Raw genomic sequence first — 23,111 nt, 5'->3', positions numbered from 1 at the left:
TTTTACCTTCACGTTTGGTGACTCAGAAGATTTTCGGCCAGCGTGGGAAAGTAACAATCTGACCGATGGAATTAATGTTATGAAAAGAACTTTTCAACCAAGCGTATTAAAACGCAAGCGCACCCACGGTTTCCGTGCTCGTATGGCAACCAAAAATGGCCGTAAGGTTATTGCACGTCGTCGTGCACGTGGTCGTAAAGTATTAAGCGCATAAGATAGATAGTGTCCATTCAGTGACGCACTATCATTATGGACGGGAGTTAAGGCTCTTAACTCCCTCGCACTTCCAGACGGTTTTCGATAATCCTCCCGTTAAAGCTGTCACAGCGCATATCACCATGCTTGCCTGCCCTAACCAACTTGGGCATCCCAGAATTGGCGTTACTATCAGTAAAAAACGTGCTAAAACAGCTGTCGCTCGGAATCGATTCAAGCGTCAAGTGCGCGAAACATTCAGACTTAAGCAGCATGATATTCCAGCGTTCGATATTGTCATCATTGCTAAACACGGCATTGATACGCTCGATAATGCTCAAATGGCTGATACGTTAAATTATCTATGGCGAAAATTAGCAAAGCGTTGCAAGCAATACCAATCGGCCTGATAAAGTTTTATCAGCTGGTTATTTCGCCGTTAATCGGCCCTCGATGTCGTTTTTATCCGTCATGTTCACATTATGCCTGTGAGGCAATACAGAAACACGGTACAATACGCGGCATTGGGTTGGCAGCAAAAAGGCTTAGCCGCTGTCATCCGGGTTCCGAAGGTGGTTTCGATCCTGTGCCGGAAGTTTCTTCTGATAACATCGAACCGAATCATTCACAGTCAAAGAAATAGACAAGTAATAGAGACGAAATCATTATGAATTCGCCACGCTCGATACTATTGGTTGCGTTTATTGTTGTGTCGTTCTTCTTGTTCCAGCAATGGACAATCGACACTGCCCCAGGCACGAAAGCGCCTCAGCAAACACAACAAACCGCGCAGCAAGATCAAAGTCAAAATAACTCCACTGTTCCTCAAGCAGGTTCAAATACAGCTGACAACGCTGTTCCTGAGAGTAACAGTCCCAATGCGATTACCAGTAATGGTCGCCTTATTACCGTTGTAACCGATGAACTCGAATTAAAAATCGATTTGAATGGCGGTGATATTGTTTCAGCAAAATTACTAGAGTTTGCTGCAACACTGGATTCCGAAGAACGCTTCCAATTACTAAAGCGTAATAGTAACCACATTTATATCGCTCAATCCGGACTCATTGGTCCTCAGGGCATCGATTCAAATAACGGTCGCGCTCATTATCAAGCGACTCAGGAGCGTTACCGCTTAGAAGGCGATACCCTTGAAGTGCCTTTAACCACACAAACCGAGTCGGGCCTTAACGTTACTAAAACCTTCATTATCAAGCGCGGGCACTACGATATCGGTGTCAACTATGCGATTGAAAACCAAGGCTCAGAGGCCGCTCAGTTACAGTTCTACGGGCAGCTGCAGCAAACAATGACTGCAGGTGAGAGCGGTAGCATGATCATGCCGACCTATTTTGGTGCCGCGTATTCTCAAGATGAAGATAAGTTTGAGAAGTATCCGTTTGATGACATGCGCGAGAAAAAGCTGAACGTCACAACCCAGACGGGTTGGGTCAGTATGCTTCAGCATTACTTTGTTGCCGCATGGGTGCCGACTCAAACTCAGCAGAATAAATTTTACTCGCAAGTCACTCGCTCAAATCAAGCTGTTATTGGGGTTTTATATCCATCAACAACGGTTCAACCGGGTAGCTCACAAACCATCGACTCAACCCTGTTTGTTGGTCCCAAAGACCAAGACGCGATGGCGAAAGTTGCACCTTACCTTGATTTGACAGTTGATTACGGCTTCCTGTGGTGGTTAGCGCAACCCATATTCAAGCTACTGCAATTCTTGCAAAGCTTTGTGATTAACTGGGGTCTGGCGATTATCCTCGTTACCGTTATTATCAAAGCCCTCTTGTTCCCACTGACGAAAGCACAATACGTCTCTATGGCGAAAATGCGCTTGCTTCAACCTAAGATGAAGTCACTGCGTGAACGCTATGGCGATGACCGCCAGAAAATGGGTCAAGCAATGATGAAGCTGTACAAAGAGGAGAAGGTGAACCCTCTTGGCGGCTGCTTACCTATGTTATTGCAGTTACCGATTTTCTTATCGCTTTACTGGGTGCTGCTAGAAAGTGTGGAACTACGTCACTCGTCGTTCATATTCTGGATTCAAGATCTATCAACTAAGGATCCATATTACATCCTGCCTATTTTAATGGGTGCCAGCATGTTCTTTATGCAGCGTCTTCAACCGACGCCGGCAACTGATCCAATGCAACAGAAGCTATTCCAGTATATGCCTGTCATATTTACGGTATTCTTCTTATGGTTCCCGTCAGGTTTGGTACTTTATTGGTTAGTCAGTAACCTGATTACCATTGCTCAAATGCTCATTATTTATAACGGGCTAGAGAAGAAAGGCATTAACGTTCGCGGTAAATAACTGCACAACGTAACTATAAAAAGCCCGGTTTCGACCGGGCTTTGCTTTTTCTAAACGACTAGTCGCGATTTTCTTGTAAACTAGTCTGTAGTTTCATTTATTTTTAGCGTTGAGGTCCGATTTATGAACCCTTCAGTACATGAACCAACGATTACCGACGATGAGTTTAGTAATGACAGTATCGTCGCACAAGCAACTCCACCCGGTCGCGGTGGCGTCGGTATTGTTCGTGTTAGCGGTCCTCAAGCGCAACAAGTAGCCGAGGCGCTGATTGGCCACTGCCCACCTCCACGAAAAGCGGAGTATGTCCCTTTTTACGACAAAGAAGGTCATTTGTTAGACGAAGGCATTGCACTATTTTTCAAAGGTCCGAACTCATTCACTGGTGAGGATGTGCTGGAGCTTCAAGGACACGGTGGGCCTGTTCTTATTGATATGATTATCAAGGCGATTCTTGAGTTACCCGATATCCGCCCTGCGCGGCCTGGCGAGTTCAGCGAGCGCGCATTTTTAAATGATAAACTCGATTTAACCCAAGCCGAAGCCATAGCCGATCTCATTGATACTAATTCTGAGCAAGCTGCAAAGGCTGCATTGCAAAGTTTGAAAGGTGAGTTTTCTCACAAAATAGACGTCCTGGTCGACGCTGTTATTCACTTACGCATGTACGTTGAAGCAGCTATCGATTTTCCAGATGAAGAAATCGACTTTCTCTCTGATGGCAAGGTCGCCAATGATTTGGCTGAAATCGTTGATCAACTGTTCCATATAGAACAACAAGCCAAGCAAGGCACTTTAATGCGTGAAGGGATGCGTATTGTGATTGCGGGACGTCCAAATGCCGGTAAATCAAGCTTATTGAACGCTTTAGCCGGTCGCGAATCCGCAATTGTCACTGAAATTGCAGGCACAACTCGCGACGTACTTCGCGAGCATATTCAAATTGACGGTATGCCACTTCATATTATTGATACCGCGGGTTTACGAGATTCACCCGACCAAGTCGAACGTATTGGTATTGAACGCGCATGGGATGAGATTCGCCAAGCCGACCGCGTGCTGTTTATGGTTGATAGTCAGGAGACCAGCGCGATTCATCCAGACGATATTTGGCCAGAGTTCTTTGCACAACTCCCAGACGACATGCCCTTTACTGTCATACGCAATAAAATCGATCTAACACAGGAAAGCACGGGGTTAACCGAACATAATGGTATTCCAGTGATTCAATTGTCGGCTAAAACAGGACATGGTATTGAACAACTGCGTGAACACCTAAAACATTGTGTGGGTTATAGCGCCACCTCGGAAGGAAGCTTTATGGCGCGTCGCCGGCATCTTGATGCGTTAGAAAAAGCCAAATCTCATTTGCTACTCGGACAAGAGCACCTGGAACTAAACCTTGCCGGAGAGCTACTCGCTGAAGAGCTTCGTTTGACCCAACAACATTTAAACGAGATCACGGGCGAATTTACCTCAGATGATCTGTTGGGCCAGATCTTTGGTTCATTCTGTATTGGTAAATAACACCCATGCAGCTTCTAAGGCAGCCGCTCGCTAAACTCGGTTTCGACTATATTCGTTTCCGTTTTGGGTTGCGGACTGCGTTAGCTGCCTGCTTATCACTTATCATAGCCTGGGCGTTGGGATTGGAACACCCACAATGGTCTGCTATGACCGTTTGGGCTGTTTCGCAACCCACCCGCGGTCTGCTATTAGAAAAAGGCGCATATCGCGCGCTAGGCACCTTAATCGGAACATTGTTTGGAATGATTTTGGTGGTGACAGCGGATCATCAAATACTGCCTGTCGCGATAGGTCTCACGTTTTGGGTCGCTCTCTGTGTTTATCTTGGTAACTTGATCCACGGGTTAGTATCTTATGGCACTATTTTGGCGGGTTATTCCGCTTCTATGGTCGCCTTGCTCAGTCGCAGCCCTGATGCGCTCTTGCCTTTGGGCATCGATAGACTATTAACCGTGTTTGTTGGTGTCATGATGGCACTTGTAGTTGGTTGGTTATTTACGTACAAACGAGCCGAGCAAAGTCTCATAAACCAAATGCGTCGCGAGACCATTATTTCTTTAGAAAATGTAGCACAATCAATCAGTAAGCAAGACAAAACATCGCTAAATTTTGATGACCGACTATCAAAACTGGCACAGATTGAAGCGCAATTGCTCGAACATGGGACAGGTTCTCCTGCTGCGCACGAGTCAGCAAGGTTGGTCAGAAAGGTGATTAATAGTCAACTCGAGTGGCTATCTCAGGTTTACTTCTCCCCAATTAAAGAGAATGAAAACGTAAGTAAACACTTACTCACGGCAGCTGATCTACTCCGACAAAACGCTAAACGGTTAGATATTCTCACCGCATTAAAGCAGGCCACTCTGGATATAAAACAACCTCAATTACGCGTTGCGTTTGATGAATTTATCGAAGCCTGTGATGAACGCCTGTCATTTCGTGACTCCGGTCGCGCGGCCTCATCAACCCGTCGCTCATTATCTTTGCTACATCGTGATTGGACAGGCGCACGCGAGGCCAGTATTCGAACCATGGTCATCATGGGTTTAATTAGTGCTCTCTGGTGGTATACGGAGTGGTTTCAAATCGCATTTTTGCTGCTGGGCGCAAGTATCATGCTAACGCTGTTTTCTACCACCGATAATCCAGCTAAGACAATGAAAACGGTATTCATTGGCCAATGTGCGGGAGCAATACTCTCGATAGTCATTCATGCCACAATATGGCCTTATCTCGAAAGTACAGGCGCCTTGGTAATGTCACTTCTTCCTGTTATGTTTATCGCCGCATTTCCTTTATCACATCACCGCACGATTAACGGTAGTATGGACTTTATTCTGGTCTTTTTATTGTTGATGCAGCCTGTAATACCTTACAACTTTGATGCATTTAATTCGGTGAGTATCGCGCTTGCCGTGGTACTAGCCCCTATTACAGCCATGCTCGGATACAAACTGCTCTATCCAACGAATCTTGCTCGGCGTGAACATGCATTGAATATAGCGATCGCTCAGGAACTTGAAGCCTTTACCCAAACATCCGTATCCCCTTCGCGACGTCGTCGCTATCGGGCACGATTTTATCATCGATTATTTAAACTCATACAAATTGCTGACAAAACTCACGCCTCGTATAAAAGCGTGATAAATTGGTTATCCCGTTATCAACAAGTCATGGTGTCTCATGAGCGATCAATGGATAAAGATTTACCGCGCCAGTAGCCCTATAGAAGCCGAATTACTCGGCGGATTGTTGCGTGCTGAGGGGATTCAGGTTCACGTTCCCAATAATCCCAGTGCCGGCGGTGTTGGTGAGTTACCGGCTGATGCCATCGAAACTGCGATTTACGTCATGCCAGACGCTTCCGATGCGGCTAAACAGATCCTCAACCTCTACGAACAAAATAGCGCTAATAATGCAGAGTGGTATTGTTCTGGTTGTGGTGAGCTCAACCCCGGGTCATTTGAAGAATGTTGGCAGTGCCAAAAAGAACGACCCATCAAAGACTAATCAACTTTCGTTTTTGTGATCGTGAGAGCTGCTTCAATTGAGCTTCGAGCTGACACGCACGGCGCTTAGAAAATGGGCCCTGACTCCAAGTCAGCGAGACAGGTCGACGACTTTGTGTATAGCGAGCCCCACCACTTAACTCGCCGTTATGCTGACGAATGCGTCGCTCGAGACATGTAGTGACTCCCGTATAAAGTGATCGATCACCACATTCAACCATGTATACATACCAACAAGCTTCAGGCTCTGGCTTGAAATTTAATGTCTTATTCCCAATTTCTAGTAATTCACACATTGTTGTCTTAGGAGCATTCCATGAGTCGTCACTTTGACCAAGCTAAAGGGCTATCAGAACATCACGATCCCGCAACCCATAAATTTGTATTCAATCAGACGATGTTTCGGATTAAAGACCCCGAGCGCACTTTAAAGTTTTATTCAGAAGTACTCGGTATGACGCTTATCAAGCGATTAGACTTTCCTGAGATGAAGTTCACACTTTATTTCATGGCTTCGATCTCACCCGAGGAGCGCAGTCATTGGTCGACTGATCATGATGAACGCATCGTCCAAACATTCGGCCGTCCAGCAATGCTGGAACTCACGCATAACTGGGGGGACGAGAATGATGATGACGTGTCCTACCATAACGGTAACCAAGAGCCCAAAGGCTTTGGTCATATCGGCTTTGCTGTACCCGATATTGACTCGGCGTGCGAGCGCTTTGAGGAACTCGGTGTTGAATTCCAGAAAAAGCCCAATGATGGCAATATGAAAGGCATCGCATTTATAAAAGACCCCGATGGTTATTGGATCGAGATCTTTACCCCGAATCGCCAACCTGATTTATTGCGCGATCATCTCTGATACCGTTTTTTCGAGCGAGGTTAATCCTCGCTCACGCCCGATTTTGAGCGCTACCTCTTTATCCTTTCCGTCGAGCCATGCTGCGCGTAAAGCAAACAAAGCACCAACACGATTACCCGACGCGCAATGAACCAGCACGTTTTTTTCTTTATGCTCGAGCAACACTTTATCTAATAGGCGCACCTTCGCAAACGTCAAACCCTCAGCGCCTGGTATCGCGATGTGATAGAACGCCATGCCATGGTGTGTGACCCATGTTGACTCAGCAGTTTGGGATTGCTCCGACACCGATAACAAGCTGACCACTATATCACCGCCTTGCTCGGCGAAACGCTCAATGTCGGCGTTAGTGGGCATTCCCATAACCCAAAGATTTTGTTCAACCTGCTTTGCAGTCTCAATACCTTTAGCCGTGGCTAGTAAAGGGAAACTGAATATAACAACTAAGCATAGATAAATTACACGCACGATATTTCACTCCTGTACAATAGTGGTATCTGTTACAACTATTTAAGCATTTAACCATGACGAATACGATACATATATTGGTCGGCACCACCTCGGGTAACACCGAAGCGCTAGCCGATCATGTTCAAGAAATTCTAGAAAGTCATGAGCTTTCCACCGAGATGCATTACGAACCGACTTTCGACAGCCTACCCAAATCAGGCGTTTGGCTGATCTTCCTAGCCACTCATGGTGCAGGCGACTATGCCGACTCAATGCTCGACTTTTATGATGTTATTGCTGAGGCCAACGCCCCTTTGTTACCCGACCTCAGCTATGCAGTCTGTGCCATTGGTGAATCCTGTTACGACACCTTTTGTGAAGCGGGCCGACATTGCGATGAACAGCTCAGCATTTTGAATGCTACCCGACTATTTGAGCGATTAGAGATAGATATGATGCACGACGATCCAGAACAAAAAGCAACATATTGGATAAATCAATCGATCGATAAACTGCGATCATACCCACACCAGTGATCGCGGGTTTAAAGGACTTTGCACGCCGATCGGGTGATCGTATCCACAGTTCTATTCACAATTTTTTTTACTTGTGATCAAAATAAGGATAAGCGCCCATAAGGGCTGTCACTCAATTGGGTATAACTATGGGGATAAACCGAGCTGTGTATAAACACCCTAGTTATCCACGATCTATGATCGCAGTTTAAGGGATCTTTTTCACATGTTTTGATCGCCTGTTAAAGCCCGTTAAATAAGGGGTACAGCGATCTATTCACAGAAAACGCGATCCTAATAGAAACAATAATAAAGATCTAAATAAAGATCCTTTACTGATCTTTATTGATCGAGCAAAGCTTTACAGTCTGAATAAAAAATAACCGTTTCGATCACAAGCAAAACGCGTTAAAATACGCGGTTCACTGATGATGATCAGTTTTATTTTTATCTCCTTTCATCGAGGTTGTTCTGAATGTTGAAAAATAACGCCCAAACCTATGACGTCATTGTCGTCGGTGGTGGACACGCAGGTACCGAAGCAGCGCTTGCAGCAGCACGTATGGGATCGCGTACTTTATTGCTGACACACAACATTGATACTTTGGGACAAATGTCTTGTAACCCAGCAATCGGTGGTATCGGCAAAGGGCATTTGGTTAAAGAGATCGATGCGCTAGGCGGTGTCATGGCAAAAGCTGCTGATAAAGCAGGTATTCAATTCAGAACGTTGAACTCATCGAAAGGTCCAGCCGTGCGTGCTACAAGAGCGCAAGCCGACCGCCAGTTGTATAAACAGGCCATTCGTTATGCGCTAGAAACGCAACCGAATTTAACCTTATTTCAGCAAGGCTGTGACGATCTGATCGTAGAAAATGATCAGGTAACGGGCGTAGTCACTCAAATGGGTTTAAAATTCTATGCTCGCTCAGTTGTATTGACCGTAGGCACCTTTCTTGGTGGGCGTATTCATATTGGTTTAGACAATTACCAAGGCGGTCGTGCAGGCGATCCACCGGCAAATGCCCTATCACAACGTTTACGTGCGTTACCGCTTCGCGTTGATCGCTTAAAGACAGGTACTCCACCTCGAATCGCAAGTCATTCAATTGACTTTTCAGTCATGCAAGAACAACCCGGTGATACACCAACTCCCGTATTTTCATACTTGGGAAGTCGTGCCGATCACCCTCAGCAGATTCCTTGCTATATCACACATACCAATGAACAAACCCATGATGTGATTCGTTCAGGGCTTGATCGTTCACCCATGTATTCAGGTGAGATTGAAGGTGTTGGGCCGCGTTACTGTCCTTCAATTGAAGATAAAATTGTTCGTTTTGCGGACAAAGCTTCGCATCAAATATTTGTAGAACCTGAAGGTCTCAATACATTTGAGGTGTATCCCAATGGGATTTCAACGAGTTTGCCTTTTGATGTTCAACAACAATTGGTTCAGTCAATTCGTGGCTTTGAAAATGCTGTTATTACGCGCCCTGGCTATGCGATCGAATATGATTATTTTGATCCGCGTGATCTTAAGCAATCGTTGGAAACCAAAGTGATTAATGGTTTGTTCTTTGCGGGGCAAATTAATGGCACCACTGGCTACGAAGAAGCGGGCGCACAGGGTTTAATTGCTGGCTTGAATGCAGCGCGCTTAGCTCAAGACAAAGAGACATGGTCGCCTCGTCGAGATCAAGCATATATGGGTGTACTCATTGACGATCTATCGACCTTGGGTACACAAGAGCCTTACCGTATGTTTACATCGCGTGCCGAATATCGCTTGTTACTACGTGAAGATAACGCAGATATCCGTTTGACTGAAAAAGGCCGTGAACTTGGTCTCGTTGATGACGACCGTTGGCAAGCGTTTAACTTAAAAATGGAAGCCATCGAGCAAGAAAAGCAGCGTTTACGCAGCACTTGGGTTCACAAAGATCATCCAGAAATCGATAGTATTAATGCGTTTGTAAAAAGTCCGATAACCAAAGAGGTTAGTGGCGAGGAGCTATTACGTCGCCCTGAGGTAAACTATCAACAATTGGTAAAAACGCCTTTCTTCGAACCGGGTTTAAGCGATTTAGCTGCCGCTGAACAGGTTGAGATCCAAACTAAATATGCAGGCTATATTTCACGGCAGCAAGATGAGATTGCTAAGCAACAACGCCATGAAAATACGCGTTTACCTAATCAGTTTGATTATACGAGCATTAAAGGTTTATCAAACGAAGTTATAGCTAAATTGAATCAGCACCAACCAGAGACGGTAGGCAAAGCTGCTCGTATTTCAGGTATTACACCTGCAGCGATTTCAATGTTGCTTGTACACCTTAAAAAACAAGGCTTACTCAGAAAAAGCGCTTAAGGGATGAGTTTGAAAGCAAAATTAGAAAGTTTATTGGCACGCACTGATGAGTCGGTGCGTGCATCAATTTCGGATGAGCAAGTGGGCAAACTCATCAAATTGGTTGAATTGCTCGACAAATGGAACAAGGCGTATAATCTCACCTCAGTACGCGATCCAAACGAAATGCTCGCGAAACATATCGTCGATAGCTTGGTCGCCTTGCCCCACCTGAAAGGTGAACAATTTATCGATGTGGGTACCGGTCCTGGTTTGCCTGGCTTGCCATTAGCGATTTGTATGCCACACTGTGAGTTCGTTCTGTTGGATAGCTTGGGCAAACGGATACGCTTCATCAGACAAGTGTGCCACGAGCTCAATATTAATAATGTAACAGCTGTGCAAAGCCGTGTTGAGGCTTATCAAACACGCTTACATGATTTTGACGGTGTGTTAAGTAGAGCCTTTGCGTCGCTTAATGATATGCTTGCATGGTGTCATCATTTACCAAAACCTTCAGGTTGCTTTTACGCGCTTAAAGGCACGTATCCTGAGCAAGAGATCACCGATCTTGATCCGCAATTTGGTATTGATGACGTGCACCGATTATCGGTGCCTGGTTTGGAAGGCGAGCGACACATGGTTATTATCCGTCCTATTAACGCCCATTAATAATAAGAGGTGATGCACCCGTGGCTACAACTATTGCGATAGCTAATCAAAAAGGCGGCGTGGGCAAAACGACCACCGCAGTGAACTTGGCCGCATCAATGGCTGCAACCAAACGCAAAGTGTTATTAATTGACCTCGATCCGCAAGGCAACGCGACCATGGGTAGCGGTGTCGATAAATATGAAGTCGATAACACCGTATATGAGCTATTGGTAGACGAAAAACCCGTTAAAGAAGTAGTTGTTACCGATACCAACGGTAAATATCACCTAATTGCCGCAAACTCAGATGTTACCGCTGCCGAAATTAAATTGATGGAGTTTTTTGCACGAGAAGTTCGCCTTCGTAATGCACTGAAAACTGTCCAAGATGACTACGACTATATTTTCATCGATTGTCCACCCTCTTTGAATATGTTGACAGTTAATGCAATGGCGGCGGCCGACTCCATTTTAGTTCCTATGCAATGCGAGTATTATGCCTTAGAGGGTCTTACTGCATTAATGGATACCATCAGACAACTCGCTGAAGTGGTCAATCCAAGCCTGACAATTGAAGGGATTCTCCGTACTATGTACGATCCGCGTAATCGCTTGGCCAATGACGTATCAGAACAGCTTAAACAGCATTTCGGTGAAAAAGTGTATCGTACTGTCATTCCGCGCAATGTGCGTCTAGCTGAAGCGCCGTCATTTGGTGCACCTGCAATGTATTACGATAAGTCATCCACTGGTGCTAAAGCGTATCTCTCACTTGCGGGTGAGATTATTCGTCGTGCGGAAAAACGCGATAAAGAAGAACAAGCAGTCAATTCATAACAACGATTAGTAGGGTTTGGGGAAACAGAGTATGTCGCCGAAAAAACGTGGTTTAGGTCGAGGATTAGACGCTTTATTGACAAGCAATTCGGCGAGTCAACAACGCTCAGATGATCATCAGGCGCAAGTCGATGATGATGCCAATGCGTTAGTTAAAGGAGAACTACAAAAGCTACCTATAGAACACCTCAAACCCGGACGTTATCAACCACGTAAAGATATGTCGCCCGAAGCGCTTGAGGATCTAGCAGCCTCAGTGAAGGCACAAGGCATCATTCAGCCCATCGTTGTTCGTATTATAGCCGATGATGAGTATGAAATTATCGCCGGTGAACGGCGCTGGCGTGCTGCACAACTCGCTAAACTAGAGTTAGTTCCATGTTTGGTTAAGGACGTTCCGGATGAAGCTGCCGTTGCCATTGCGTTAATCGAGAATATTCAGCGTGAAGATCTGAATGCGATGGAAGAGGCAACTGCACTACAACGATTACTTGATGAGTTTAATATGACACATCAAGACGTCGCACAAGCGGTTGGTAAATCGCGTACCACAGTAACTAATTTACTCCGTCTCAATAACCTAGAAGCCAGCGTCAAACTGTTACTTGAACGCGGTGATATTGAGCTAGGCCATGCCAAACTTCTATTAGCGCTTGAAGGTGAGCAACAAGCCAGTGTCGCACAACATATTGCTGCGAAAGATATGACAGTGCGCGAAGCTGAAAAACTGGTTCGTAAAACCATCGAGCCCCCTAAGCAACAAGACAAACCTGAACCAGATGCCGATATCGAGCGATTAGAGACTTCTTTATCCGAGCGTCTTGGTGCCAAGGTATCTATAAACCATGGACGCAAAGGCAAAGGTAAAGTCGTTATCAATTACACTAACTTGGATGAGTTAGACGGCATATTAGCCCACATAAAATAGTCCTGTTGTCACATTTGTAACGGGTATGTTAAGTAGCATTAAACTCAAAGGCTGTAGGCAAATTTGTTTGCATTTAACAGGCAGATCTTTATACTAGCGCGAGTTTATTTGCGCCTGTTTAAAAATAGGTCAACAACCAAATTTTGAGAAAAGGTTCAATAGTGACTCAGCCACTTGCTTTGGCAGGAAAAAAACTAGCACGAAAAACGGTTTTGAGTCAGTTAGTTGTGTCAGTAGGCACAGCCATTTTAGCCTTTTTAGTTGGTCAAACTGATGCTGCAATGGCAGCTTTCTTGGGTAGCCTATCAGCAATACTACCCAATGCATTGTTTGGCTGGATAGCGTTTAGATATGCGGGCGCACGAGCAAACCAACAAGTGGTAAAGAGCTTTTTTGTTGGTGAAGGCGTCAAGCTAATACTTACAGCAGTGCTGCTTAGTTTAGTTTTACTGCTTACAGATTCTAATGCATTGTGGTTATTAACCGGCTTTATTTTAGCCGTTGTTGCACAGTGGATTGCACCGATTTTGTTTTTAAAATCAACGTAACTGGGAAACAACATGGTAAGTGGAGAGCAAACTCCGACTCAGTATATTCAACACCACCTTCAAAACTGGACGGTTGGTGAAGGATTCTGGGCGGTAAATGTCGATACTATCTTCTGGTCCGTGTTACTAGGTGTGCTATTTCTGTGGAGTTTCCGCAGAGTAGCCAAAAAATCCTCTGCGGGGGTACCTGGTAAGTGGCAATGCTTTGTCGAAATGGTTGTCGAGTTTGTCGACAACAGCGTCAAAGAGTCATTCCACGGCAAAGATAAACTCATTGCACCTTTAGCCTTAACCATCTTCGTCTGGATCTTCCTGATGAACTTGATGGACTTGGTACCGGTCGATTGGTTGCCTACGGCAGCTATGTACACGGGCTATTGGCTAGGGTTTGTTAATGATCCTCATGACGTGTATTTCAAAGTGGTGCCAACCACCGACTTGAATACTACATTCGCACTGAGCTTAAGTGTTTTTGCTTTGATCATTATCTATTCGATCAAATACAAAGGCATCAAGGGCTTTGCCAAAGAAATGACGTTTACGCCATTTAATCACTGGGCGCTTGTGCCTGTGAACTTTGTGCTCGAGAGTATCACGCTACTCGCTAAGCCGGCGTCGCTGGCACTGCGTTTGTTTGGTAACCTCTACGCGGGTGAATTGATCTTTATTCTTATTGCGATGATTGGATTCTTCCAGTTGCCAGCGCACTTCGCCTGGGCTGTATTCCATATCCTCGTTATCGTGCTACAAGCGTTTATTTTCATGATGTTGACCATCGTTTACTTAAGCATGGCATCATCTGAACACTAAGTTTTGTTTTACTTTTATTTTTTAACTTTAATCTACTGAAAATTGGAGATATCAATGGAAACTGTAGTTGCTTTTACCGCTATCGCTGTATCAATCATGATCGGTCTTGCTGCGTTGGGTACAGCGCTTGGCTTCGGTATGTTGGGTGGCAAATTCTTGGAAGCGGCCGCTCGTCAACCAGAACTAGCGCCTCAATTACAAGTTAAAATGTTCATCGTTGCAGGTCTTATCGATGCTATCGCTATGATCGGTGTTGCGGTTGCTTTGCTATTCACATTCGCAAACCCGTTCTTAACTCAGGTAGCAGGCTAAGCGCGATTCGACGGTCACCAAATAAAGGAGGTCCGTTGTGGATATCAACGCTACTATAATTGGACAATCGATCGCGTTCGCCGTGTTCGTGTGGTTCTGCATGAAGTTCGTGTGGCCACCGATCATCAACGCAATTGAAGAGCGTCAGAAGAAAATTGCTGATGGTCTCAATGCTGGTGAACGTGCTCAAAAAGATTTAGAGAAAGCCCAGGAAGACATCGCTGAACAGCTTAAAGAGGCTAAACAGCAAGCGGCTGAAATCATTGAACAGGCTAAAAAGCGTGGCGCTAAAATCGTCGAAGACGAGACTCAGCGTGGACACGAAGAGCGCGAGAAAATCGTCGCGTCTGGTCATGAAGAAGTCGAAGCTGAACGCCATCGCGCTCGTGAAGAGTTGCGTAAGCAAGTCGCTGTACTGGCTGTTACTGGTGCTCAGAAAATTATTGAGCGTGAAATTGATGAGAACGCTCATCGCGACATCGTTGAAAAACTCGTCGCTGAACTTTAATCAAGGGGTTTGAGCTTATGTCAGAACTGACTACTGTCGCTCGCCCCTACGCAAAAGCAGCTTTTGATTTTGCTTTGCAACAAGGAGCGCTCGATAAGTGGGCCGAGATGTTGTCTTTCGCCGCTTCAGTGGCAAAAGATGACCGTATGGCGAGCTTTTTGAGCAGCTCTGCTACCGTTGGTCGCACGAGTGAAGTGTTTATCGGAGTATGCGGTGACGCATTAACCGAACAAGCACAGAATCTTATTAAGGTAATGGCAGAAAACGAACGTTTAACTGCCCTGCCAGCGGTGTTGGAACAATTTAACGTGCTCCGTGCAGATTACGAAAAGGAAATTGTCGTAGATGTAACGGGTGCGGTAGAGATGTCGGATGCTCAGCAAGCTGAGCTTTCTAAGGCACTCGAAGCACGTTTGCAACGCAAAATTAAGCTGAACTGCAGTGTAGATGCGTCAATGATTGGCGGATTAACTATTCAAGCAGGCGATACCGTCATTGACGGCTCTCTGCGTGGCAAGCTTGAACGGCTTGCCTATGCACTGCAATCCTAATTGGGGACTTGAGCATGCAACTGAATTCAAATGAAATCGCAGAACTAATCAAAGAGCGTATTGAGAAGTTCGAAGTCACCAGCGAAGCGCGTAACGAAGGTACCATCATGTCTGTACAAGACGGTATCATTCGCGTTCACGGCCTTGCAGACTGCTTGCAAGGTGAGATGATTGAGCTTCCTGGAAACCGCTACGCTATCGCATTGAACCTTGAGCGCGACTCTGTTGGTGCGGTTGTAATGGGCCCTTATGCTGATTTGCAAGAGGGTGTAAAAGTTAAGTCTACAGGTCGTATCCTTGAAGTACCTGTGGGTAATCAACTGCTTGGACGTGTCGTTAACACGCTCGGTCAACCTATCGACGGTAAAGGCCCTATCGAAGCAGAAGCTTACGAGCCTGTAGAGAAAATCGCACCGGGCGTTATCGATCGTCAATCTGTTGATGAGCCTGTTCAAACAGGTTACAAATCAATTGACTCGATGATCCCAGTTGGTCGTGGTCAGCGTGAGTTGATCATCGGTGACCGTCAAACAGGTAAAACTGCCCTAGCAGTCGACGCAATCATCAACCAGAAAAACTCTGGTATCAAATGTGTTTACGTCGCAATTGGTCAGAAAAACTCAACTATCTCTGCAGTTGTTCGTAAATTAGAAGAGCACGGCGCAATGGAAAACACCATTGTTGTAGCAGCCTCTGCTTCTGAATCTGCGGCGCTTCAGTACTTGTCAGCATACTCTGGCTGTACTATGGGTGAGTTCTTCCGTGACCGCGGTGAAGACGCGCTAATTATTTATGATGACTTGTCGAAGCAAGCAGTTGCTTATCGTCAAATCTCATTGCTACTGCGTCGTCCACCAGGTCGTGAAGCATTCCCTGGTGACGTATTCTATCTACACTCGCGTCTACTTGAGCGTGCTGCTCGTGTTAACGCTGACTATGTAGAAAAGCACACCAACGGTGAAGTGAAAGGTAAAACAGGTTCTTTGACCGCATTACCTATCATTGAAACACAAGCGGGCGACGTATCTGCGTTCGTACCGACTAACGTGATTTCAATCACTGACGGTCAGATCTTCCTTGAAACTGACCTATTCAATTCAGGTATTCGCCCAGCGGTTAACGCGGGTATCTCAGTTTCTCGTGTCGGTGGTGCTGCACAGACTAAGATCATCAAGAAGTTGGGCGGCGGTATCCGTCTTGCCTTGGCTCAGTACCGTGAATTGGCAGCCTTTGCTCAGTTCGCATCTGATCTTGATGAGTCGACTCGTGCTCAACTTGAGCACGGTCAGCGCGTCACCGAGTTGATGAAGCAGAAGCAATATAAGCCTATGAGCGTAGCTCAAATGGCTGTATCAATTTACGCCGTTGAGAAAGGCTTCCTGAAAGATGTGGCTATCGACAAAATCATGGATTTTGAAGAATCTCTGCAATCATTCATGGCGAGCGAATACTCTGAGCTGATGGCTGAAATTGATAAAACCGGAAACTATAACGACGACATCGATAGCCAATTGAAAGCGGCACTTGAGAAATTCAAGCAAACGCAATCATGGTAATTGGCGGTGGCCGCTAACAAGCGGCCACTTGTCGTTGAGTTAAAGGAGAATCATCATGGCCAGCGGTAAAGAGATAAAGACACAGATCTCGAGTATCGGTAATACTCAGAAGATCACTAGCGCTATGGAGATGGTGGCTGCGTCAAAAATGAAAAAGGCGCAGGAACGTATGGACGAAAGCCGTCCATATGCCGACACCATTCGCAAAGTGATTGGTCATGTCGCACGCGGAAACATTGAGTACCGTCATCCATTTATGGAAGAACGTGAAGTGAAGCGTGTGGGCTACATTGTGATTTCTACGGATCGTGGTTTATGTGGTGGCCTTAACTCTAACGAGTTTAAAGCTGTCGTAAAACACGCAAACGAGTGGAAAGAGCAAGGCGTTGAGGCTGATTTTGCAGCTATCGGAAGCAAAGCAACCGGCTTTTTCAAACGTTTTGGTGGTAAGTTGCAAGCCCAAGTATCGGGTTTAGGTGACAAGCCAGAACTCAAAGAAATTACGGGTTCTGTCCAAATTATGTTGGACGCTTTCGAAGAAGGCAAAATCGACCGCTTGTACGTGGTGTACAACAAATTTGTTAACACCATGACACAAGAGCCGACCATTCACCAATTGCTGCCATTGCCGCAAGCGGAAAAGGACGAAAATGTCCAAACGGGTAGCTGGGACTACTTGTACGAGCCAAACCCTGAAAGCATTCTCGACACGCTTATTCGTCGATATGTTGAGACCCAGGTGTATCAGGGTGTTGTAGATAACTTCGCCAGTGAGCAAGCTGCTCGTATGATTGCGATGAAAGCTGCAACTGACAATGCTGAAGACCTTATTGATAAGCTTCAGCTGCAGTACAACAAAGCTCGTCAGGCAGCGATTACGCAAGAAATTTCGGAAATCGTCTCCGGCGCCGAAGCGGTATAACGCGGCAACGGTAAAAGAATTGAAGAGTTAGAGGAATAGTCATGAGTCAAGGTAAAGTCGTACAGATTATCGGCGCCGTTGTGGACTTTGAGTTTCCACAAGACGCAGTGCCAAAAGTATACGACGCATTGAAAGTGACCGAAGGTAACCTTGAAGGCCTAGTGCTAGAAGTTCAGCAGCAACTAGGTGGTGGTATTGTTCGTGCCATCGCAATGGGTACTACCGACGGTTTGCGTCGCGGCATCATCGCTGAAAACACCGGTGAGCCGATCATGGTTCCAGTGGGTAAGAAAACCCTGGGCCGTATTATGAACGTATTAGGTCAGCCTATCGATGAAGCGGGCCCTATCGGTGAAGAAGAGCGTATGTCTATTCACCGTGCAGCACCTACGTACGAAGAGCAGTCAAATACTAGCGATTTGCTTGAGACAGGTATCAAAGTTATCGACTTGATCTGTCCTTTCGCGAAAGGTGGTAAAGTTGGCTTGTTCGGTGGTGCGGGTGTTGGTAAAACCGTAAACATGATGGAGCTTATCCGTAACATCGCTATCGAGCACAGCGGTTACTCAGTATTCGCTGGTGTTGGTGAGCGTACTCGTGAGGGTAATGACTTCTATCACGAGATGAACGATTCAAACGTTCTCGACAAAGTATCATTGGTATATGGTCAGATGAACGAGCCACCGGGCAACCGTTTACGTGTTGCATTGACCGGTTTGACCATCGCGGAGAAATTCCGTGACGAAGGTCGCGATGTATTGTTCTTCGTCGATAACATCTATCGTTACACCCTAGCGGGTACTGAAGTATCTGCATTGTTGGGTCGTATGCCATCAGCAGTAGGTTACCAGCCTACATTGGCTGAGGAGATGGGTGTACTTCAGGAACGTATCACGTCAACTAAAACAGGTTCAATTACCTCGGTTCAAGCCGTTTACGTACCTGCGGATGACTTGACGGATCCATCACCAGCAACAACCTTTGCTCACTTGGACGCAACTGTTGTACTTAACCGTGATATCGCGTCATTGGGTATCTACCCTGCGGTTGATCCATTGGATTCAACCTCGCGTCAGCTTGATCCGCTGGTTATCGGTGATGAGCACTATGATACTGCGATGGGTGTGCAAGAAGTACTTCAACGTTATAAAGAGTTGAAAGACATCATCGCCATCTTGGGTATGGATGAGTTATCTGAAGAAGATAAACGTACCGTTGCTCGTGCACGTAAGATCCAGCGTTTCTTGTCTCAGCCGTTCTTCGTAGCTGAAGTATTTACAGGTGCGCCTGGTAAGTATGTATCGCTCAAAGATACAATCGCTGGCTTCAAGGGTATCCTTGAAGGTGAGTACGATGATCTTCCAGAGCAAGCTTTCTACATGGTAGGTACCATCGAAGAAGCGATTGAAAAAGCCAAAAACCTGTAACCAACTGGGAGGTTTAAATGGCGACACAAACGTTAAATCTGGAAATCGTGAGTGCAGAACGTCGGTTATTTACCGGCGTTGTGCAAACGGTCCAGGTGTCGGGTAGCGAAGGTGAGTTGGGTATTTACCCAGGTCACGCGCCTTTACTGACCAAAATCAAGCCAGGTATGGTTCGATTCGTGAGTGAGGAAGGTCAAGAAGAACTGCTGTATGTTGCCGGTGGTGTTCTTGAAGTGCAGCCAGGTCAGGTGATTGTACTTGCTGACGTTGCCGTACGTGGTGATGAATTGGACGAGCAAGAAGCGGAAGCGGCACGCAAGCGTGCTGAAGAGGCGATTGCGGATTCAGGTTCAGACATGACGTATGCTGAGGCGATTGCAGAATTATCACGCGCGATGGCGCAGCTTGAGGTTATTCGTAAGCTTAGACGTTAAAAATTAGCAAAAAAGCTTTTAAAAGGCCTTGTTGTTGGTACAACAAGGCCTTTTTTGTATGTAGAATATGGGCGAATTTCAACAAAAGAATAACAGTAAGGATGCATTGCTTATGAAGCTTCGCGTAATCATTTTGGCAGCAGGTAAAGGAACACGGATGCGTTCGAACCTTCCAAAAGTGTTACATACGGTTGCTCACAAACCCATGGTGCAACATGTTATTGATTGCGCCAAAGCACTTAATCCCCATGCGATTAATTTAGTTTATGGGCATGGCGGTGAGTTGCTAAAAGAAGCGATCAACGATGCATCATTGCTCTGGAATGAACAAAAGGAGCAACTGGGCACCGGTCATGCCGTACAACAAGTCATGGGTGACCTTCAGGCCGACGAGAAAGTGGCTATTCTCTATGGTGATGTGCCGTTGCTGATGCCAGAAACACTCAGCAAATTGCTTGAAGCAAGTCAACAAACCGATTTGGGTTTGTTAACAATGAAGCTCGATGATCCCACTGGTTATGGTCGTATAATTCGGAACGACATGGGTCATGTAACGGGCATCGTTGAACAGAAAGACGCTAACCCCGAACAACTGCGTGTCAACGAGGTCAATACTGGGATTATGGTTGCTTCAGGCGATGCGCTCAAGCGTTGGCTCGGCGCGTTATCTAATGACAATGCGCAAGGTGAATACTACCTAACCGATATCGTGGCAATGGCGGCAGAGGAAGGTGTTAACATTGCATCGACGCATCCAAGCGCAACTACTGAAGTTGAAGGTGCAAATAATCGCGTTCAGCTCGCATCACTCGAGCGCGCATATCAACGGCGTATGGCTGAGCGACTGATGACCGAAGGCGTCACATTGATGGATCCGAATCGATTTGATTGTCGTGGAACGATTAAAGTCGGAAGCGATGTCATTATTGATGTCAACGTGGTGCTTGAGGGTGATGTTGAACTTGAAGACGGCGTTGTCATCGAACCTAATACGGTCATCAGAAATAGTCGAATTGGCAAAGGCACGCGTATCAAAGCCAACAGTCATATTGAAGACGCGCAAATAAAAGCAGGCTGCCAAGTGGGTCCTTTCGCGCGCTTGCGACCCGGCGCTATCCTTGAGAATGGCGCACAAGTGGGTAACTTTGTTGAAATGAAAAAATCACGTTTAGGTGAAGGCTCAAAAGCCGGCCACCTAACTTATTTGGGTGATACTGAGGTCGGACGTCATGCAAACATTGGCGCCGGCACTATCACCTGCAACTATGATGGTGTTAATAAGTCTAAAACCATCATTGGCGATGGCGCGTTTATCGGCTCAAACAGTTCATTAGTGGCACCGGTAACGATTAGCAAGGAAGCAACGGTAGGCGCTGGCTCGGTGATTACACGGGATGTAGGTGATAAAGAATTGGCGGTCGCTCGTGGAAAACAGCGAAATATTGAGGGCTGGCAACGACCTCAAAAGAAGGAACAGTAATTATGTGCGGTATTGTAGGAGCGACGTCGGAACGACGTGTAAGCGGAATTTTATTAGAGGGCCTGAAGCGGCTTGAGTATCGTGGTTATGATTCAGCGGGTATCGCTGTTATCGATAAGTCTCAGCACTTACAAACCATAAAACGCACAGGTAAAGTGCAAGCGTTAGCGGATGCGATTGAAGAGACACCAGTGGATGGAACCATTGGAATTGCACATACGCGTTGGGCGACCCATGGTGGCGTGACTGAACGCAATGCTCACCCTCACCTGTCAGAACACGAAATTGCAGTGGTGCATAATGGCATCATCGAAAACCATGAGACTTTGCGCGAGCAACTGCAAGCGTTGGGTTACGAGTTTGTAAGCCAGACTGACACAGAAGTAATTGCTCACCTTATCCACCATGAACGCAAGACTCACAATGACCTACTCGATGCACTGAAAGCCGCTGTAAGGCAGCTTGAGGGTGCTTATGGCACTGTGGTAATGGATACAAAAGATCCTGAACGATTAGTTGTTGCGCGTTCAGGTAGTCCGCTTGTTATCGGTGTTGGTATCGGTGAAAACTTTGTGGCGTCTGATCAATTGGCGCTATTACCAGTTACCCGCAAGTTCATTTATCTCGAGGAAGGTGACGTAGCGGATATTAATCGCACCGATATCAAAATTTACGATAGCGCTGATGAGTCGGTTGAGCGCGAAGTGGTCGATTCTGATGTCAATTACGACGCAGGTGGTAAAGGTCAGTATCGACATTTCATGTTAAAAGAAATTCATGAACAGCCTATTGCCGTTCGTAACGCACTCGAGGGCCGATTATCCGAGACTACGGTACTTGACGATGCGTTTGGCGAAGGCGCAGCTGATTTGTTTAAAACCATTGAACACGTACAAATCATCGCCTGTGGTACCAGTTATCATGCAGGGATGGTGGCAAAATACTGGCTCGAATCGATGGCGAACATCTCATGTAATGTAGAGATCGCCTCGGAGTTCAGATACCGCCAATCGTTTGTACGCCCTAATAGCTTACTTGTGACCATCTCGCAAAGTGGCGAAACTGCCGACACATTGGCCGCGCTTCGTCTTTCAAAAGAAATGGGCTATCGAGGCAGTCTGACGATTTGTAACGTGGCAACGTCGTCCATGGTGCGCGAATCAGACCTTGCCTTTATGACGCGCGCTGGTGCAGAAATTGGTGTGGCATCGACCAAGGCATTTACTACTCAGCTTACTGGGTTATTGATGTTGACGGTTGCCATTGGTAAGTATCGCGGCATGAATGAGCAACAGCAGGCCGCCATCGTAAAAGCGTTACAAACGTTGCCAGCTAAACTCGAAGAAGCGGTTGAACTCGATGCTGAAATTGAAGCACTTGCACCCGATTTTGCGAGCAAAGACCACAGCCTTTTCCTTGGTCGTGGCAACCAATATCCAATTGCGATGGAAGGTGCATTAAAGCTCAAGGAGATCTCGTATATTCACGCGGAAGCATACGCAGCTGGCGAGCTTAAGCATGGTCCATTAGCGTTAATCGACGAAGAAATGCCGGTTATTGTCGTTGCACCTAACAACGAGCTGCTCGAGAAGCTTAAATCAAACGTTGAAGAAGTGCGCGCCCGTGGCGGCATTATGTATGTGTTCTCTGATAAAAACGCACGCTTTACCAGTGATGACACGATGAACGTATTAAATGTCTGTCACTGCGATGAAGTTATTGCGCCTATCGTGTACACCATTCCTCTGCAGTTGTTGTCGTACTACGTGGCCATCATTAAAGGCACCGATGTAGACCAACCAAGAAACCTTGCGAAGTCAGTGACGGTTGAATAACCGTCACTGCGTTTTAAACAACGGCTAATAAGGACATAAAATGTATCTTTTGAGTAACATTAGA

The 23,111-nt window shown here is 46.1% G+C and carries 26 protein-coding genes; 24 read left to right on the top strand and 2 right to left on the bottom strand.

The features are described 5' to 3' along the window. Positions 1-79 precede the first annotated feature (79 nt). The 7 genes from rpmH (at position 80) to BFR57_RS04340 (ending at position 6,064) form a co-directional block, all read left to right on the top strand. Positions 80-214: a 50S ribosomal protein L34 gene (rpmH, locus tag BFR57_RS04365; RefSeq protein WP_040487621.1), complete on the top strand. Its 135-nt coding sequence runs from the start codon at positions 80-82 to the stop codon at positions 212-214. Between the two features lie 19 nt (positions 215-233). Continuing rightward, positions 234-605, top strand: a complete 372-nt coding sequence (gene rnpA / locus BFR57_RS04360) for a ribonuclease P protein component (RefSeq protein WP_071462835.1) — start codon at positions 234-236, stop codon at positions 603-605. Next, the gene (yidD, locus tag BFR57_RS12700; RefSeq protein ID WP_083405032.1) at positions 560-838 is read left to right on the top strand and encodes a membrane protein insertion efficiency factor YidD; all 279 of its coding nucleotides are present in this window, start codon (positions 560-562) and stop codon (positions 836-838) included. Before rnpA ends, yidD begins: the two co-directional genes overlap by 46 nt. A 24-nt stretch (positions 839-862) precedes the next feature. After that, positions 863-2,527: a membrane protein insertase YidC gene (gene yidC, locus BFR57_RS04355; protein WP_083405031.1), complete on the top strand. Its 1,665-nt coding sequence runs from the start codon at positions 863-865 to the stop codon at positions 2,525-2,527. Positions 2,528-2,650: 123 nt separating this feature from the next. Further along, positions 2,651-4,054 carry a tRNA uridine-5-carboxymethylaminomethyl(34) synthesis GTPase MnmE gene (gene mnmE, locus BFR57_RS04350; protein WP_071462834.1) on the top strand — a complete coding sequence of 468 codons (1,404 nt, stop codon included), beginning with the start codon at positions 2,651-2,653 and terminating at the stop codon, positions 4,052-4,054. Positions 4,055-4,059: 5 nt separating this feature from the next. Then, on the top strand, positions 4,060-5,775 hold the full coding sequence (locus BFR57_RS04345; protein WP_071462833.1) for an FUSC family protein: 1,716 nt from the start codon (positions 4,060-4,062) through the stop codon (positions 5,773-5,775). After that, positions 5,738-6,064, top strand: a complete 327-nt coding sequence (locus tag BFR57_RS04340) for a DUF2007 domain-containing protein (protein WP_071462832.1) — start codon at positions 5,738-5,740, stop codon at positions 6,062-6,064. Before BFR57_RS04345 ends, BFR57_RS04340 begins: the two co-directional genes overlap by 38 nt. Here the strand turns inward: BFR57_RS04340 and BFR57_RS04335 are convergent. Further along, a complete protein-coding gene (locus BFR57_RS04335; protein ID WP_083405030.1) occupies positions 6,054-6,359 on the bottom strand; it encodes a GIY-YIG nuclease family protein in 306 nt (101 codons plus the stop codon). The genes BFR57_RS04340 and BFR57_RS04335 overlap by 11 nt on opposite strands. Positions 6,360-6,379: 20 nt before the next feature. Here BFR57_RS04335 and gloA point away from each other — a divergent pair, with 20 nt between their 5' ends. Next, complete coding sequence (gene gloA, locus BFR57_RS04330; RefSeq protein ID WP_071462831.1) at positions 6,380-6,931, top strand: lactoylglutathione lyase; 552 nt, start codon at positions 6,380-6,382, stop codon at positions 6,929-6,931. Here the strand turns inward: gloA and BFR57_RS04325 are convergent. Then, positions 6,911-7,399 (bottom strand): sulfur transferase domain-containing protein, encoded by a 489-nt coding sequence (locus tag BFR57_RS04325; protein ID WP_171903938.1) that lies wholly within the window; start codon positions 7,397-7,399, stop codon positions 6,911-6,913. The two genes, gloA and BFR57_RS04325, sit on opposite strands and share 21 nt — an antisense overlap. A 56-nt stretch (positions 7,400-7,455) precedes the next feature. Between BFR57_RS04325 and BFR57_RS04320 the strand changes: the two genes are divergently transcribed. From BFR57_RS04320 to glmS, 16 genes are all read left to right on the top strand, one after another. Continuing rightward, positions 7,456-7,917: a flavodoxin domain-containing protein gene (locus BFR57_RS04320; protein ID WP_071462829.1), complete on the top strand. Its 462-nt coding sequence runs from the start codon at positions 7,456-7,458 to the stop codon at positions 7,915-7,917. 454 nt (positions 7,918-8,371) lie between these two features. After that, positions 8,372-10,267 carry a tRNA uridine-5-carboxymethylaminomethyl(34) synthesis enzyme MnmG gene (gene mnmG, locus BFR57_RS04315; protein ID WP_071462828.1) on the top strand — a complete coding sequence of 632 codons (1,896 nt, stop codon included), beginning with the start codon at positions 8,372-8,374 and terminating at the stop codon, positions 10,265-10,267. A gap of 3 nt (positions 10,268-10,270) precedes the next feature. After that, a complete protein-coding gene (rsmG, locus tag BFR57_RS04310) occupies positions 10,271-10,918 on the top strand; it encodes a 16S rRNA (guanine(527)-N(7))-methyltransferase RsmG (RefSeq protein WP_071462827.1) in 648 nt (215 codons plus the stop codon). Between the two features lie 20 nt (positions 10,919-10,938). Next, a complete protein-coding gene (locus BFR57_RS04305; RefSeq protein ID WP_071462826.1) occupies positions 10,939-11,736 on the top strand; it encodes a ParA family protein in 798 nt (265 codons plus the stop codon). A 31-nt stretch (positions 11,737-11,767) separates the two neighbouring features. Beyond that, positions 11,768-12,664, top strand: a complete 897-nt coding sequence (locus BFR57_RS04300) for a ParB/RepB/Spo0J family partition protein (RefSeq protein WP_071462825.1) — start codon at positions 11,768-11,770, stop codon at positions 12,662-12,664. A gap of 161 nt (positions 12,665-12,825) precedes the next feature. Next, positions 12,826-13,212, top strand: a complete 387-nt coding sequence (locus BFR57_RS04295; protein WP_071462824.1) for an ATP synthase subunit I — start codon at positions 12,826-12,828, stop codon at positions 13,210-13,212. A gap of 12 nt (positions 13,213-13,224) precedes the next feature. After that, complete coding sequence (atpB, locus tag BFR57_RS04290) at positions 13,225-14,022, top strand: F0F1 ATP synthase subunit A (protein WP_071462823.1); 798 nt, start codon at positions 13,225-13,227, stop codon at positions 14,020-14,022. Between the two features lie 54 nt (positions 14,023-14,076). Then, positions 14,077-14,334 carry a F0F1 ATP synthase subunit C gene (atpE, locus tag BFR57_RS04285; protein WP_006954753.1) on the top strand — a complete coding sequence of 86 codons (258 nt, stop codon included), beginning with the start codon at positions 14,077-14,079 and terminating at the stop codon, positions 14,332-14,334. Positions 14,335-14,371: 37 nt separating this feature from the next. Next, a complete protein-coding gene (gene atpF, locus BFR57_RS04280) occupies positions 14,372-14,842 on the top strand; it encodes a F0F1 ATP synthase subunit B (RefSeq protein WP_071462822.1) in 471 nt (156 codons plus the stop codon). A 17-nt stretch (positions 14,843-14,859) separates the two neighbouring features. Beyond that, positions 14,860-15,393 (top strand): F0F1 ATP synthase subunit delta, encoded by a 534-nt coding sequence (atpH, locus tag BFR57_RS04275; protein WP_071462821.1) that lies wholly within the window; start codon positions 14,860-14,862, stop codon positions 15,391-15,393. A 14-nt stretch (positions 15,394-15,407) separates the two neighbouring features. After that, positions 15,408-16,949, top strand: a complete 1,542-nt coding sequence (gene atpA, locus BFR57_RS04270) for a F0F1 ATP synthase subunit alpha (RefSeq protein ID WP_071462820.1) — start codon at positions 15,408-15,410, stop codon at positions 16,947-16,949. Between the two features lie 55 nt (positions 16,950-17,004). After that, the gene (gene atpG, locus BFR57_RS04265) at positions 17,005-17,871 is read left to right on the top strand and encodes a F0F1 ATP synthase subunit gamma (protein WP_071462819.1); all 867 of its coding nucleotides are present in this window, start codon (positions 17,005-17,007) and stop codon (positions 17,869-17,871) included. 41 nt (positions 17,872-17,912) lie between these two features. Next, positions 17,913-19,298, top strand: coding sequence for a F0F1 ATP synthase subunit beta (gene atpD / locus BFR57_RS04260; protein WP_071462818.1), 1,386 nt, complete (start codon positions 17,913-17,915; stop codon positions 19,296-19,298). A gap of 17 nt (positions 19,299-19,315) precedes the next feature. Further along, positions 19,316-19,732, top strand: coding sequence for a F0F1 ATP synthase subunit epsilon (locus tag BFR57_RS04255; RefSeq protein ID WP_071462817.1), 417 nt, complete (start codon positions 19,316-19,318; stop codon positions 19,730-19,732). Between the two features lie 112 nt (positions 19,733-19,844). After that, the gene (glmU, locus tag BFR57_RS04250; RefSeq protein ID WP_071462816.1) at positions 19,845-21,212 is read left to right on the top strand and encodes a bifunctional UDP-N-acetylglucosamine diphosphorylase/glucosamine-1-phosphate N-acetyltransferase GlmU; all 1,368 of its coding nucleotides are present in this window, start codon (positions 19,845-19,847) and stop codon (positions 21,210-21,212) included. 2 nt (positions 21,213-21,214) lie between these two features. Beyond that, complete coding sequence (gene glmS, locus BFR57_RS04245; protein WP_071462815.1) at positions 21,215-23,047, top strand: glutamine--fructose-6-phosphate transaminase (isomerizing); 1,833 nt, start codon at positions 21,215-21,217, stop codon at positions 23,045-23,047. Positions 23,048-23,111: the final 64 nt, after the last annotated feature.

Source organism: Idiomarina sp. MD25a (assembly GCF_001870515.1).
Classification (GTDB): Bacteria; Pseudomonadota; Gammaproteobacteria; order Enterobacterales; family Alteromonadaceae; genus Idiomarina.
The sequence above is the reverse complement of the archived record's forward strand: the minus strand, read 5'-3'. Positions and strand labels throughout refer to the sequence as shown.